The sequence below is a fragment of the Rhodococcus sp. p52 genome (assembly GCF_000763325.2).
Lineage (GTDB): Bacteria > Actinomycetota > Actinomycetes > Mycobacteriales > Mycobacteriaceae > Rhodococcus > Rhodococcus pyridinivorans.
Map to the genome: position 1 here is coordinate 4,707,349 of NZ_CP016819.1, position 13,976 is coordinate 4,721,324.

Annotated in this window: 12 protein-coding genes; 1 reads left to right on the plus strand and 11 read right to left on the minus strand. The window is 68.6% G+C overall.

Going from position 1 to position 13,976, the window contains the following annotated elements; all coding sequences use genetic code 11:
• Window positions 1-31 precede the first annotated feature (31 nt).
• From IM25_RS21855 to IM25_RS21870, 4 genes are all read right to left on the minus strand, one after another.
• Window positions 32-1,162, minus strand: a complete 1,131-nt coding sequence (locus tag IM25_RS21855; protein WP_033097099.1) for a ferredoxin reductase — start codon at window positions 1,160-1,162, stop codon at window positions 32-34.
• A 110-nt stretch (window positions 1,163-1,272) separates the two neighbouring features.
• Complete coding sequence (locus IM25_RS21860; protein WP_006550224.1) at window positions 1,273-1,782, minus strand: DUF6912 family protein; 510 nt, start codon at window positions 1,780-1,782, stop codon at window positions 1,273-1,275.
• A 3-nt stretch (window positions 1,783-1,785) separates the two neighbouring features.
• A complete protein-coding gene (locus IM25_RS21865) occupies window positions 1,786-3,195 on the minus strand; it encodes a WS/DGAT/MGAT family O-acyltransferase (RefSeq protein ID WP_026061398.1) in 1,410 nt (469 codons plus the stop codon).
• Window positions 3,192-3,680 carry an HAD-IA family hydrolase gene (locus IM25_RS21870; RefSeq protein ID WP_024101497.1) on the minus strand — a complete coding sequence of 163 codons (489 nt, stop codon included), beginning with the start codon at window positions 3,678-3,680 and terminating at the stop codon, window positions 3,192-3,194. Before IM25_RS21870 ends, IM25_RS21865 begins: the two co-directional genes overlap by 4 nt.
• A gap of 174 nt (window positions 3,681-3,854) precedes the next feature.
• Here IM25_RS21870 and IM25_RS21875 point away from each other — a divergent pair, with 174 nt between their 5' ends.
• Entirely contained in the window at window positions 3,855-4,427 is a 573-nt protein-coding gene (locus tag IM25_RS21875; protein WP_065996407.1) for an Rv3235 family protein, read from the plus strand.
• Between the two features lie 72 nt (window positions 4,428-4,499).
• Here the strand turns inward: IM25_RS21875 and secA are convergent, their stop codons facing one another.
• From secA to IM25_RS21910, 7 genes are all read right to left on the minus strand, one after another.
• Complete coding sequence (secA, locus tag IM25_RS21880) at window positions 4,500-7,340, minus strand: preprotein translocase subunit SecA (protein ID WP_065996567.1); 2,841 nt, start codon at window positions 7,338-7,340, stop codon at window positions 4,500-4,502.
• Window positions 7,341-7,524: 184 nt separating this feature from the next.
• Entirely contained in the window at window positions 7,525-8,193 is a 669-nt protein-coding gene (gene hpf / locus IM25_RS21885) for a ribosome hibernation-promoting factor, HPF/YfiA family (RefSeq protein ID WP_033097096.1), read from the minus strand.
• 235 nt (window positions 8,194-8,428) lie between these two features.
• Window positions 8,429-9,073 (minus strand): ComF family protein, encoded by a 645-nt coding sequence (locus IM25_RS21890; RefSeq protein ID WP_033097095.1) that lies wholly within the window; start codon window positions 9,071-9,073, stop codon window positions 8,429-8,431.
• A 52-nt stretch (window positions 9,074-9,125) separates the two neighbouring features.
• Entirely contained in the window at window positions 9,126-10,910 is a 1,785-nt protein-coding gene (gene lpqB, locus IM25_RS21895; protein WP_065996409.1) for an MtrAB system accessory lipoprotein LpqB, read from the minus strand.
• Complete coding sequence (gene mtrB, locus IM25_RS21900) at window positions 10,907-12,556, minus strand: MtrAB system histidine kinase MtrB (RefSeq protein ID WP_019288499.1); 1,650 nt, start codon at window positions 12,554-12,556, stop codon at window positions 10,907-10,909. The genes lpqB and mtrB overlap by 4 nt, the downstream gene beginning before the upstream one ends.
• A gap of 68 nt (window positions 12,557-12,624) precedes the next feature.
• Window positions 12,625-13,302: an MtrAB system response regulator MtrA gene (gene mtrA, locus IM25_RS21905; protein ID WP_024101503.1), complete on the minus strand. Its 678-nt coding sequence runs from the start codon at window positions 13,300-13,302 to the stop codon at window positions 12,625-12,627.
• 5 nt (window positions 13,303-13,307) lie between these two features.
• Window positions 13,308-13,973 (minus strand): dTMP kinase, encoded by a 666-nt coding sequence (locus IM25_RS21910; RefSeq protein WP_033097094.1) that lies wholly within the window; start codon window positions 13,971-13,973, stop codon window positions 13,308-13,310.
• Between the last annotated feature and the right edge of the window lie 3 nt (window positions 13,974-13,976).

Genomic DNA, 13,976 nt, shown 5'->3' on the forward strand with positions numbered 1-13,976 from the left:
GCGGGATCCTTCGGAGGTTTGCTGTCGGTGTCTACACGTCCAGTGTGCAGTCGCCGGCAGCGGCGGAGATGCAGGTCTGGACGCGTTCGCCTTCTGCGTGCTCCTTGCCGGATCGCAGATCGACGACGTGCCCCTTCTCGAGCGGCACAACACAAGTCTGACAGATTCCCATGCGGCAACCGAAAGGCATCAGCGCACCGACGCTCTCACCGGCCTCGAGAATCGTCGTGGCGCCGTCCACAGTGACGGTCTTGCCGGACTTCGCGAACGTGATCGTTCCGCCCGAGCCAGAGGTGTCGGCGCGGCTGACGGCGAAGCGCTCGAGGTGGACCTGATCCTCGATGCCCTCCGCGGCCCAGTGCGCGGTGATGTCGTCGAGCATCTGCTGGGGACCGCACGCCCAGGTCTGACGCTCGCGCCAGTCGGGGCACACCTCGTCGAGCTCCGAGAGCGCGAACTTGCCCTTCTCACGGGTGTGACGCACGTGCACGCGGAAGCGATCGTGGGTGGCGTCGAAACGCTCGAGTTCGGACCGGAACATCACGTTCTCGGCCGACGGCGCGGAGTGGATGTGCACAACGTCGGGCAGGTCGAGTTCGCGCTCGACCGCACGCCGGTCGAGCGTCCGCAGCATCGACATGATCGGCGTGATGCCACTGCCGGCCGTGAGGAAGAGGATCTTCGCCGGCGGCGGGTCGGGCAGGACGAAATCGCCCTTCGGGGCGGCGAGGCGCACGACGGTGCCCTCGGGAACCCCACCGACGAGGTGGCTGGACAGAAAACCCTCGGGCATCGCCTTCACGGCGATGGAGATGACCTTGTCGTCCCAGGTGGGCGACGAGGTCAGCGAGTAGGAGCGCCAGTGCCAGCGACCGTCGACATGCAGACCGATGCCGATGTACTGGCCGGGCGCGTATCCGAAGTCGAAGCCCCAGCCGGGACGGATGACGATCGTCGCGGAATCGGGGGTCTCCTGGCGCACCGAGACGATGCGCCCGCGCAGTTCACGGGCGGACCACAGCGGGTTGACCAGATGCAGGTAGTCGTCGGGGAGCAGAGGGGTGGTCAGCCGGGCCACCGCGCCACGCAGGACGTTGGAGAGCGACTTCTCCCCTGGCGCGACGTGTGCCGCAGGCTTCTCGATCCATTCCTTCAGGCCCATCCGACCGTTTCTCCTCACTCCGGTTACGGCTCCGTAGGTTATCAGAGGTTACGGAAGCGTAGGTTGAGCAAGAGACGGTCGTCACACCTATGACGTGGCGATATGCGAGGTCAGAGCAGTTCGAGGAGGAAGGGCAGTTCCTGTGCCGCGTACCACGCCAATTCGTGGTCCTCCGCGTCGCCGAGGACGAACTCGGCCTCCTCGTCGCCCAGTTCGGCGGCATCGACGATCTCGCGTGCCCGCGCGACGTCGGCCTCCGCCTCCTGCAGGTCGATGTGCACCGACGCAACCGCACGCATCGTGATCGGCCCGGCGAGCTTGACGACCGCATCGTCGAGATCCGGTCGCGGCTTCACCTCGTCGACGTCGGCCGCGATCACCACCCGACGCGACGCGAAGGACGGATGATCGTTCGGCTCCTCGGACCCGAGCAACCGCAGCGACGCGCGTGCCGCCTCGGCCATAGCGACCTCGGCGAGCTCCTCGTCGTCGCCCGCCGTGTAGGCCTCGCGCAGAGCGGGGGTCACCGCGAAGGCCGTCCGGCCCACCGCGTCGACCTCACCGTCGGCGACGAGGCCCTGCAACATCGCGAGCGTTGCCGGTACATAGACACGCGTCACTTCTCACCTGCCGGCATCCGTCAACTCCTCGAGAGATTCCTGGATCAGCGTCGCTGCCACGTCCACATCGGGCATCGCATCACGATCCGCATTCAAACCGTAGTAGATCTTGCCGTCGTAGGACGTCAACGCGATGCTCAGGGCCTGATTCTTCAGCAGCGGCGAGACCGGGAAGATCTCGAGCAGCCGGGCTCCGGTGAGGTAGAGCGGGTGCTGCGGACCGGGCGCATTGGTGATCATGAGGTTGAACATCCGCTGCGAGAAACCCATCGCGACCCGGGCTCCCACCGCGTGCATCGTCGCCGGGGCGAAGCCCGACAAGCGGACCATCGTCTGCGCCGCCACCCGCCGCCGCTGCCGCGAGTAGGCCTCGCCCGCATGCGCGATGTGCGACAACCGGACCACCGCGTTCGGCTCCCCCACCGGCAGATCCAGCAGGAAGGACGACACCTCGCCCTGCGGGTGCACCTGGATCGTGTCGTTGTCGCCGCAGTCGTCCGGATCCTGGGTGTACACCGACATCGGGACCATCGCCCGCACCACCGTCGCCTCGGTGACCGGCTCCCCGCGGGAGAGCAGCCAGTACCGCAACGCGCCGGCGAGGACCGCGAGCACCACGTCGTTGATCGTGCAGCCGTAGCGGGAGTGGATCTTGCGGTAGGGCTCCAGATCGGAGCGCACCACGGAGAACCGACGGCTCCTCGAGATCTGCGTGTTCAGCGGAGTCTCGGGCGCCGACTGCGCTGCCGTGCGGGCGATCCGGCCGACGGCGTCGACGGTCTCGGTGAGGGTCGCCGTGAGATCGCCCACGGCCGATCGCACGGCGGCGATCCCCTCCCCCGGGCGCGCGACGAGTTCGGCGAGCGCTCCGACGAGCAGAGCGGACTCCGACGGTTCGCGTTCGGGCATCCACAATTCCTCGGGGACCTCACGCGGCACCGGTTCCTTGTCGAAGAGCACCTGGACGATGTCGAGGGCCTCCTCGCCGTCGACGAGCGCCGAATGCGACTTCGTGAACAGCGCCACCCGATCGTTCGCGAGCCCCTCGACGAGATACATCTCCCAGAGCGGTCGCGTGCGGTCGAGCGGTCGCGAGACCAGACGCGCGACGAGGTCGTGCAGCTGTTCGTCGGAGCCGGGTTTCGGCAGCGCGGAGCGCCGCACGTGGTAGGTGATGTCGAAATCGCGGTCGTCGACCCACACGGGTCGCGAGAGCCCGAATGCGACCTCCCGCACCTTCTTCCGGTAACGGGGCACCTCGGGCAGTCGCTGCTCGACCAACCGCAGCACGCTCTCGTAGTCGAGACCGCCCTCGGGGGGTTCGAGGATCGCGAGCGACCCGACGTGCATCGGCGTGTTGCTCGTCTCCAGGTAGTAGTACGACGCGTCCTGCGCCGTCATCCGGCTCGTCATCGACCCCGTTCCCCCTCCTGACCCGAACCTCCCGAACATCGCCACCACGACTCGGCGCCGTCCGTGGCTCCGCTCCCGATCTCCTCGGGATCGAGATCGAAGAGTACGGCCAGTTCGCCCGGCGCGTCGTGTGAACCATCATGGTGTACGCCGACCATCCCCGCAGCGGCGGCGCCTCGCACATTGCCGACCGAATCGTCGACGAAGACGCACTCGCCGGGTTCGAGGTCCAGCAGCCGGGCGACCAGCAGGTAGCTCTCGGGGTCGGGTTTGGCGACACGTGCGTCACCCGAGAGCACCACGCGGTCGACGAACGGACCCTCGAGATCGCGCAGCCACTGCGCGCCGGGCCCACCGGGATCGTTGCTCAGCAGGGCGGTCCGCACCCCACGCGCGCGCAGGACCGTCACGGCCGCGCCGAAGGTGTCGGGGTCGCTTCCCGGCCCGACCAGGACGCCACCGACGTCGAGTACGAGTCCTCGCATCACGACACCACCGTAGGTCCTGGACGTCCTGCTCGCGCAGCGCATCCCGCGCGCGTCGAACCGGGACCGTCGCCCGGAGATGTGGCATCATGTGCGCGGTTCGTCCTCTCCCGAACCGATCCGCCGTCACGGTGTCACCGTGACGATCCGTTCTCATGCCCTTCGGGAGAGCCCATGTCGCATCACACCGGGCGCTACGTGCGCCGCCTCCCCCGCCTCGAACCTCCGGTCGAGGAGAGCTGCCACCGTCCCCGCAGCCACGTCGCCCGTCGGCCCACGCCGCACGACGGACGCTCGGGACGCGCCACGCTCCGCCGCGACGGAACCGGACGTCCGGCCGAGGGCCCGAGCATCGAAGGTCCGGCCACAGAGCCGAGCGACCGACCCGCGATCGTGCTCGATCCGGGTGTCGTGCGGGTCGCGGAGACGGCGGTGCGCCTGGTCCTCGAGGTCGTCGACGGCCGCCGTCCCGCGGTGCAGTCCACCACGGTCCTCGATCCGCGTCTCGTCGCGACGATCACCGCGGGCCGGCCTCCGCGTGCCGGACGCAGCACCGCGATACTGCTGCGGACGCGGGTGCGTCCCGTCGACGCCGACACCGTGGAACTGTTCGGCAGCTACGGTCGCGGGGACCGGGTGTTCGCCTTCGCCGGCCGGATGGTGCGCAAGCGTCCCCGTCCTCGTGCTCCGCACCGCTGGACGATCACGACCCTGTGGCTCGGGGTGAGCCACAGGGTCGTGGGGTGATCGTGAGTCCTCGACTCAGCGCCTACGTGAGTCTTCGACTCAACGCCTACGTGAGTCTTCGACTCAGCGCGTTCAGCGTCGCCGGTTGGTCTTCGCATCGCGCCGGGCCGCGGCACGACGCTCCTTGCGAGTGCCCGCCTGCCTGGGCGCGGAGCCCGCGTCGGAACCGGCGGTCGTACGCGCGACGTGGGCGCGGCCGTCCTCGTCGGGACCGGTGTAGGTCAGACGCCGCTCGGTCTCGTCGAGACCCTTGGCCCGCAGCGCGGCCGGTGCGGGCTCCGCCTGCGCCGCCGGGGCCGGCTGTGCCTGTTGTGCCGCCGGGGCCGGCTGTACCTGTTGTGCCGCCGGGGCCGGCTGTGCGGGTCGGGCGGGAGCAGCCTTGGCGAGGCTCGGGCCCGCCTGCGCGGCGGCCGCCGCAGAGGCCGGCGTGACCGCCACACCCGCGGACTGCTGCTGTTGCGCGGCCTCGACCTGGAGGTTGAACAGGAATCCGACCGATTCCTCCTTCAGGCCCTCGAGCATCGCGGTGAACATATCGAAGCCCTCGCGCTGGTACTCGACGAGCGGATCACGCTGCGCCATCGCGCGCAGGCCGATGCCCTCCTTGAGGTAGTCCATCTCGTAGAGGTGCTCGCGCCACTTGCGGTCGAGAACCGACAACAGCACGCGACGCTCGAGTTCGCGCATCGCGTTCTCACCGGCAATGGCCTCGAGTTCGGCCTCGCGACGTGCGTAGGCGGCGCGGGCGTCCTCGAGAAGGACCTCGAGCAGACCGTTGCGGTCGAGGTCCTCGTTCTCGGCGACGAGCGTCTTGTGGTCGACACCCACCGGGTAGAGGGTCTTGAGCGCCGTCCACAGCTGCTCGAGATCCCAGTCCTCGACGTAGCCCTCGGCGGTCGCACCGTCGACGTAGGCGGTGATCACGTCGGTGAGCATGTGCTGCACCTGACCCTCGAGGTCCTCGCCGCGCAGGATCCGGCGACGCTCCTCGTAGATGACGGTGCGCTGCTGGTTCATCACCTCGTCGTACTTGAGGACATTCTTGCGGATCTCGAAGTTCTGCTGCTCGACCTGCGTCTGCGCGCTCTTGATGGCCTTGGAGACCATCTTCGCCTCGATCGGCACGTCGTCGGGCAGGTTCAGTCGCGTCATGATCGACTCGAGCGCGGCGCCGTTGAAACGTCGCATCAACTCGTCGCCGAGCGAGAGGTAGAACCGCGACTCGCCCGGATCACCCTGACGACCGGAACGGCCACGGAGCTGGTTGTCGATACGACGCGACTCGTGCCGTTCGGTGCCGAGCACATACAGGCCACCGGCCGCTCGCACCTTCTCGGCGTCGGCCTTCGACTCGGCCTTGATCCGCTCGAGGGTCTCGTCCCAAGCCGCCTCGTACTCGTCCGGCGTGTTGACCGGGTCGAGGCCGCGCTTGCGCAGCTCGATGTCGGCGAGGATATCGGGGTTGCCGCCGAGCACGACGTCGGTACCGCGACCGGCCATGTTCGTCGCGACCGTCACCGCGCCGGACCGGCCGGCCTGCGCGATGATCTGCGCTTCCTGCTCGTGGAACTTCGCGTTGAGCACGCTGTGCGGCACACCGCGCTTGGTGAACTGCCGCGACAGGTATTCCGACCGCTCGACGCTCGTCGTACCGATGAGGACCGGCTGGCCCTTCTCGTGACGCTCGACGACGTCGTCGACGACGGCCGCGAACTTCGCTTCCTCGGTCTTGTAGATCAGATCGCCCTGGTCGACGCGCACCATCGGGCGGTTGGTCGGGATCGGGATGACACCCAGGCTGTAGATCTGGTGGAGCTCCGCGGCCTCGGTCTCGGCCGTACCGGTCATGCCCGACAGCTTGTCGTACAGGCGGAAGTAGTTCTGCAGCGTGATCGTGGCGAGCGTCTGGTTCTCGGCCTTGATCTCGACGCCTTCCTTTGCCTCGATCGCCTGGTGCATGCCCTCGTTGTAGCGGCGGCCCGACAGGACGCGGCCGGTGAACTCGTCGACGATGACGACCTCGCCGTTGCGGACGATGTAGTCCTTGTCCTTGGCGTAGAGCTCCTTGGCCTTGATGGCGTTGTTGAGGTAGCTCACCAGCGGCGAGTTGGCCGCCTCGTACAGGTTGTCGATGCCGAGCTGGTCCTCGACGAACTCGACGCCGGCCTCGTGCACACCGACGGTCCGCTTGCGGATATCGATCTCGTAGTGCACCTCGGGCTTGAGCAGCTTGGCGATGCGCGCGAACTCGGAGTACCACTTGCTCGACGCGTCGGCGGGACCCGAGATGATCAGCGGGGTCCGGGCCTCGTCGATGAGGATCGAATCGACCTCGTCGACGATCGCGAAGTTGTGGCCACGCTGGACGAGATCGTCGAGCGAGTGCGTCATGTTGTCGCGCAGGTAGTCGAAACCGAACTCGTTGTTGGTGCCGTAGGTGATGTCCGCGGAGTAGGCCGCGCGGCGCTGGGCCGGGGTCATGCCGGACAGGATCACGTCGGTCTCGAGTCCGAGGGAACGGTGCACGCGGCCCATCCACTCGGCGTCGCGCTTGGCGAGGTAGTCGTTCACGGTGACGACGTGGACGCCGTCGCCGGAGATCGCGTTGAGGTAGGCCGGCAGCACGCAGGTGAGGGTCTTGCCCTCACCGGTCTTCATCTCGGAGATGTTGCCGAAGTGCAGCGCCGCGCCACCCATGATCTGGACGAGATAGTGCTTCTGGCCGAGCACACGGAAGGACGCCTCCCGGGCGGTCGCGAAGGCTTCCGGAAGCAGATCGTCGAGCGTCTCGCCGTCCTGGTAGCGGCTCCGGAACTCGTCCGTCTTGGCCCGGAGCTCGGCGTCGGTCAGGGCCTCGAAGTCCGGGGAGAGGGAATCGACATGCTCGGCGATGTGCTTGAGCCGCTTGACCATGCGACCTTCACCGATCCGGAGCAGCTTCGTCAGCGACAGCACTGGTGTGTTCGTCCTCAATCTCGGGTACCTGCACGGACAAGAAATCCGGCCGAGGCCTTGTCGGACCCCGGCCGGATTCCATGGTAGGCGCTGCGCGGGAGTGACCGCGATGGCGAGGTGCCTTCGGTCACTCCCTGCAGTGTCACACGAGCCTGATCAGACCGTAGTCGAAGGCGTGTCGCCGGTAGACCACGGACGGCGTGTCCGTCTCCTTGTCGTGGAACAGGTAGAAGTCGTGACCGACGAGTTCCATCTCGTAGAGGGCGTCGTCGACGGTCATCGGCGCAGCGTTGTGTTCCTTCGTCCGGACGATGCGACCGGGACCGTCCTGAGGCTCCTTCTCGCTGTCGCCGAGCGACAGGTCGGGCGAGATCGCGAGCTCGTCATCCTGGGCGAGGGCCGCGGTGGCTTCCGCCACGGACACGGGCGTCTTCTCACCGTAGGAGACCTTGCGGCGCTCCTTCGTCCGTCGCAGGCGCGATTCGAGCTTGCTGATCACAGACTCGAAGGCAGCGTAGAAGCTGTCGGCACTGGCCTCGGCGCGTACGACAGGTCCCTTTCCGCGGGCAGTGATCTCGACCCGCTGACAACTCTTCCTCTGACGCCTGTTGCGTTCGTGTTGCAACTCGACGTCGAAGATGAAGATCGTCGGATCGAAACGTTCGAGCCGAGCGAGTTTCTCGGAGACGTAGATCCGGAAGTGATCGGGGACCTCGACGTTGCGTCCTTTCACGACAACGTCGGCACGTGGGCCTTCCGTGGCTGCATCGGCCTCTGCAACGGAACCTCTGGACTTCGAAGGGGTCGTCACGCGTACCTCCCGAGTTACGGCCGGCGCAGCCCGCGCGCCGGCATGATGTATGAGCGCGAGAGCGCGCTCACCCGGAATCGGAAGAACAGGCGTTTCCACCCGTCTACCTTGTTGTTTCCGGGTCTGATGGCGACGGTAGTACGTAACGCGGAGGTGTGCCACCGTTCCCGCGCGATTTCCCATCGCGTCGCCTTCCGGTCACTCGGTGAGGTACTTTCCGGGCCCGTCCGCGGGCTCACGCGTGGGCGACCACGAGCACTCCGAGAGGGTCGAATCCGGCGCGTCGGAGTGCCCGCACCGACTCGCGCGCGGTGGTTCCGGTGGTGAGCACGTCGTCGACGACGAGGACCGGGATCGTGCGCGGCAGACCGTCGGCGCGCACCCCGACACGGCCGGCGAGGTTGCGCTGCCTGTCGGCTGCCGAGAGCCCCACCGAATCACGCACCCCGGCCGCCACACTCAGGATCGGATGCACGTGGAGGCGACGGTCGTGGGTCGCGGCGGCCCGGGCGGCACGCGTGACGGGATCGCCTCCGCGTGCCCGCGCCGCACGCGTCCGGGTGGGGGCGGGCGTCACGATCAAGGGACCCTCGGGCAGCTCGCTCCATCGGCGCAGCCGCGCGATCGCGACGGCCCACGCGAGCCCGAGCGGCTCGGCGAGATCCCGGCGGGCACGCTCCTTCGCGACGATCACCGCGCGGCGCCTGGGGCCGGTGTACGGGCCCAGGCTCCACACCGGGGTCCCGGGGTCGACGCGCGGCGCGACGGCCACGGGGTGATCGGAGAGCTCGCGTGCGCACGCCCGGCACCAGCTCGCTCCAGGAGCGGCGCACCCACCGCACCGGGCGGGCAGGACGAGATCGAGAAAGGCGGTGAGCACACCGGGAGTGTGCCCGAAGTCACCGACGCCTGGGCGTCACCGTCGGCACGCTCTAGCCGGGAAGAACCGGGATCGCCGCCATCCCGGCCAGTCCGGGTCCCTCCCGCCAGTACCGGTCGCCGGCGGGGTCGCGGTTGTTGAGCTGGAAGACCGTCCGGGAATCGGCGACGAACTCGCTGGCCGTCGACGCCTCGACCGCCACCACCGGAGGGGTGAGATTGCGGCTCGGGAGTGCGTCGATGCGTGAGCCGTCCACCGCGACCTGCACGACGGGCACGTCGGCCGACGCTCGGGAGACGACGATCGTGTCGGCCGTGCTCCAGTCCAAGGCGAGCGCGGGACCGCCGAGGCCGAAGCCGATCTCGCGCGGGTTGGCGAGCGAGTACTCGCCGGTCGTGGTCGGTACGACCGTCGCGACGAAGACCCGTCCGTCGATGATCAGGGCGGCGCGGACACCGTCGCGCGACAGGCGCAGCTCGGTGATGCGGCCCCCGAGGGCACGGATCGCACCCGCTTCGACGCCGACCACGGTGACCCGCCCCGTGCCGGGCTCGCGCACCGCACGCACTACCGCCGTGCCGTTGACGACGGCCCACACCGAGTTGTTGTTCGGTGACCAGGACGGCCGGGTGATCGACTCGCCGTCGACCGCGGGTTCGGCAGCGCCTTCGCTGTAGGCACCGACCATCAGCTGCACGGCCGGCTCCGGTGCCGGTTTCCCGGTGTTCTCGACGGCGGCGACGAGTTCCCCGTCCAGCGACAAGGCGACGGACTGCAGATCGTCGGACATGCCGAAGAAGCTGCGGACCGGTGTCACGCCGGTCTCGGCGACGCTCACCAGCGTCCCGTCGAGCAGCGCGTGCAGGCCCACCGTCACGCTCGATGCGGCAAGGGGGTTCATCGATGCCACGTCGGCGGTGGTCCACCCGTTCGGGAACCGTTCGTCGAGGGGCTGGCCGTCGGCGAGGAGCTGGTACGGGCCGCTGATGTCTGCGTTGGCGAGGGTCCAGATCACCTGCGCGGCGAGCAGTTCGCGATCCTGCCGGCCCATCGAGCCGACCCCCTGGAAGTCGATGCGGATACCGCCGAGTCCGACGCCGACGTCGGTCGTGCGGCCGTCCGCCTTCGTCACCGAGCCGATGACGGTGACGTCCTCGAGGAGATTCTTGACCGCAGGCGCGAGGACCTCTTTCGGCCCTTCGACGAGCAACCCGATCAACTGCGACGCCGTCTGTTCGGGGGTACCCGTGATCCAGCGGGGGTCGGGGACGACGGCGGTGCCGGTCGGGTCGAGGAAGTACAGCGAGCGGCGCTGATAGGTGTTGAGGAAGCGCGGGCGGTCCATGATGACGCCGGCCGGCAACCGGTCGATGCGCCACTCCCCGTCCGTGCGGACCAGGGAGAACCGCGCCTCGAACTCCCCGTCGGCGGGACGGTAGATGCCGCCCTCCTCGAGGTAGCCGACGGTGCTGGCCCGCACCACGTAGGTGGCGCTGTCGCCGTCGCGTTCCTCGACGAGGACGTCGACCTTGTCGACGATCGTCGCGCTCGCCGCGTCGTCCCAGGACTCGGACATCGTGGGGGTGAGGAACTGCCGGGCCGCGCGGTGGCGGTTGGTCGGATCCGTGCTCGCCTGCAGGAAGTCGCGCAGGAGCAGGTCGGGTTCGCGACCGGGCACGGGAGCGGCGACCTCGGTGGTCGCGGGGCCGCGTTCAAGGGTTCCGATGGCCTGCGGTGACGACGAATCCGGCAGCGTGGCACATCCCGACAGCACGAGTCCGGCCACGGTCAGGAGTACGACGAGCACGCCCGCTGCACGCGGAGTCGAGCGGCTCATGTATTGGCTCCTTCGGACGATGTGCTCGCAGGGTCGGTCGGGATCTCTCCCGTCGAAGGCCGCTCCGGGGTGTCGTCACCCGGGGGGGGCTTGCCCTGTACGGCCTTCGCGGCGCTGGGCACGAGAGGCAGGGGGCTGCGACCCACCTTACGTCCGCGTTCGCGCGGGAGGGTGAGCCGGAAGCTGGCACCTCGTCCCGGTTCGCCCCACGCTTCGAGCTTGCCGTTGTGCAGGTTGGCGTCCTCGACGCTGATCGCGAGACCGAGGCCGGTGCCGCCGGAGCGCCGGACCCGCGACGGATCGGAGCGCCAGAACCGGTTGAAGACGAGTTTCTCCTCCCCCGGTCGCAGGCCCACGCCCTGATCGCGCACGACGAAGGCCGCGGCCGCGTCGTCGGCGCGCAACCGCAGCAGGATGGGTTTGCCCTCGCCGTGATCGATCGCGTTGGCGAGCAGGTTGCGCAGGATGCGTTCGACGCGGCGCGGATCGACGTCGGCCTCGACGGACTCGTCCGGAAGGTCGACGATGAGCTCGGTGGCGGTCTCGCGGGCGAGGTGCCGCACGGTCGAGACGGCGGCACGCGCGCACATCCGCAGATCGAGTCGTTCGGAGGCGAGTTCGGCGACACCCGCGTCGTGCCGGCTGATCTCGAGCAAATCGTTGAGGAGGCTCTCGAAGCGGTCGAGTTCGGCGACGAGCAGTTCGGAGGACCGCTTGAGGACGGGGTCGAGCTCGTCGCTGCCGTCGTGGATGAGGTCGGCGGCCATACGGACGGTCGTGAGCGGGGTGCGCAGTTCGTGGCTCACATCGGAGGTGAACCGTTTCTGCAGGTTGCCGTACTCCTCGAGCTGGGTGATCTGCCGCGACAGGCTCTCGGCCATCTCGTTGAACGACATCGCCAGGCGCGCCATGTCGTCCTCACCGCGGACCGGCATGCGTTCCTTGAGCCGTCCGTCGGCGAAGCGCACGGCGATCCGGGAGGCCGACCGGATGGGCAGCACGACCTGCCGCGCGACGATCATCGAGATCGCGGCCAGCAGCACGAGCAGGACCACGGCACCGACGAGCAGGGTGCCGCGGACGAGGGCGAGGGTGCGTTCCTCACCGCCGAGCGGGAAGACGAGATACAGCTCGAGTGTCGAGATGTCGGAGTCGGTGGGGCTGCCCATGATCAGGGCCGGCCCGGTGTAGCCGTCGGGATCGGCGACCGTCGCGAACTGGTACGCGATCTGCCCGTTCTGGACGAAGGCACGCAGGTTCTGCGGGATCTGGTCGGCGGGCCCGCTCGAGGTGGGGGCCCGCGGACCGTCGCCGGGAACGATCAGGACGGGGTCGAAGGTTCCGGCGACGCCGGTGTCCTGTCCCCCGTCGCTGCCACGGCTGGTGAGGATCGCCGCGGCACCGTCGAGGCGGACCGCGAGCGAGCCGGAGTCGTCGGCGCCCGCGAGTTGTCCCTCGACGAGTGCGCGCGAGCGATCCATCTCCTCGGTCGCCGCGTCGATCTTCACTTCGAGCAGTCGGTCGGTGATCTGGCTCGTGAGTACCACTCCGAGCACGAACATGACGATCAGCGACAGCGTGAGGGTCGAGGTCACGACCCGGAGCTGCAGGGATCGTCGCCAGGTGTGCGCGAGTCGGCTGCTCATCGACCGCGACCACCTCACCAGCGGCAGCGTCCTACGCGTGATACGCCGCCGAAGCCGGTAGGTTCGAATCACGGCGGTCCGGCCTTGTAGCCGACCCCCCGCACCGTGAGCACCGCCTCGGGATTCTCGGGATCCTTCTCGACCTTCGCGCGCAGACGCTGGACGTGGACGTTCACGAGCCGGGTGTCGGCGGCGTGCCGGTAACCCCAGACCTGCTCGAGCAGGACCTCACGGGTGAACACCTGGCGCGGCTTGCGTGCGAGCGCCACGAGCAGGTCGAACTCGAGGGGCGTGAGCGAGATCGCCTCGTCGCCGCGGGTGACCTTGTGGGCGGGGACGTCGATGGTGATGTCCCCGATGTTCAGGACCTCCGCCGGCTCCTGCTCGGTGCGACGCAGCCGGGCCCGCACGCGTGCGACGAGCTCCTTCGGCTTGAACGGCTTGACGATGTAGTCGTCGGCGCCCGATTCGAGGCCGAGCACGACGTCGACGGTGTCGGACTTGGCGGTGAGCATCACGATCGGCACACCGGAATCCGCGCGGAGCACACGGCACACGTCGATGCCGTTCATGCCGGGGAGCATGAGATCGAGCAGGACGAGGTCGGGCCGGATCTCGCGCACGGCACCCAGCGCCTGAGTGCCGTCCCCCACCACGAACGGTTCGAATCCCTCGCCGCGCAGCACGATCGTGAGCATCTCGGCCAGCGCGGTGTCGTCGTCGACTACCAGAATCCTCGGCTTCATAGCCTCTATCGTGTCACCCCTCGAGCGTCGTGAAGCAGATTTGAGATGTCAACGGCGAGTTGTCGCGGGGAGGTCTGCGGGCCTGCGACCTCCCACGGAGACATCCACTGCTGCTGCGCGAGCCCGTCGTAGACCGCGCCGGTGCGCTCCTGCAGACCGGCATCGCGCTCGTAGGCGTCGCGATCGCGGTCGACCTCGGTCGCGGCGCGGTTACGGGCACGCTCGGCGGCGAGGGCGACCGGAACGCGGAGCAGCACCTGCAGATCGGGCACCGGAAGCCCGAACCGTTCGAACTCGAGACGGCGGATCCACTCCACCGCCGGGCCGGTCGCGCCCTGGTTCCGGCGCGCCGCGGTGTACGCGGCGTTGGACGCGACGTACCGGTCGAGCAGCACGATGTCGTTGTCGGCGAGCAGCTTCCGCAGCTCGTCGGCAGCATCGCGTCGGTCGAGCGCCCACAGCAACGCCATCGCCTCGACGCTCGAGGCGGTGTCGCCGTGCTGCCCGCGCAACGCCTCCGCGCCCAGATCGGCGTGGATCGACTGCCCGTACCGCGGGAAGGCCAGCGTCGCGACCTTCCGTCCGGCCTCGCGCCAGGTCTCGACGAGACCGGCGGACAACGTCCGCTTGCCGGCCCCGTCGAGACCCTCGACGACGATCAGATCACCCATGTG

Bases quoted from the DNA above. Each gene is read 5' to 3' on its own strand.
- IM25_RS21855 (WP_033097099.1), bottom strand. From the start codon at position 1,162: ATGGGCCTGAAGGAATGGATCGAGAAGCCTGCGGCACACGTCGCGCCA.
- IM25_RS21865 (WP_026061398.1), bottom strand. From the start codon at position 3,195: ATGACGAGCCGGATGACGGCGCAGGACGCGTCGTACTACTACCTGGAG.
- IM25_RS21870 (WP_024101497.1), bottom strand. From the start codon at position 3,680: ATGCGAGGACTCGTACTCGACGTCGGTGGCGTCCTGGTCGGGCCGGGA.
- IM25_RS21875 (WP_065996407.1), top strand. From the start codon at position 3,855: ATGTCGCATCACACCGGGCGCTACGTGCGCCGCCTCCCCCGCCTCGAA.
- secA (WP_065996567.1), bottom strand. From the start codon at position 7,340: ATGGTCAAGCGGCTCAAGCACATCGCCGAGCATGTCGATTCCCTCTCC.
- lpqB (WP_065996409.1), bottom strand. From the start codon at position 10,910: ATGAGCCGCTCGACTCCGCGTGCAGCGGGCGTGCTCGTCGTACTCCTG.
- mtrB (WP_019288499.1), bottom strand. From the start codon at position 12,556: ATGAGCAGCCGACTCGCGCACACCTGGCGACGATCCCTGCAGCTCCGG.
- mtrA (WP_024101503.1), bottom strand. From the start codon at position 13,302: ATGAAGCCGAGGATTCTGGTAGTCGACGACGACACCGCGCTGGCCGAG.
- IM25_RS21910 (WP_033097094.1), bottom strand. From the start codon at position 13,973: ATGGGTGATCTGATCGTCGTCGAGGGTCTCGACGGGGCCGGCAAGCGG.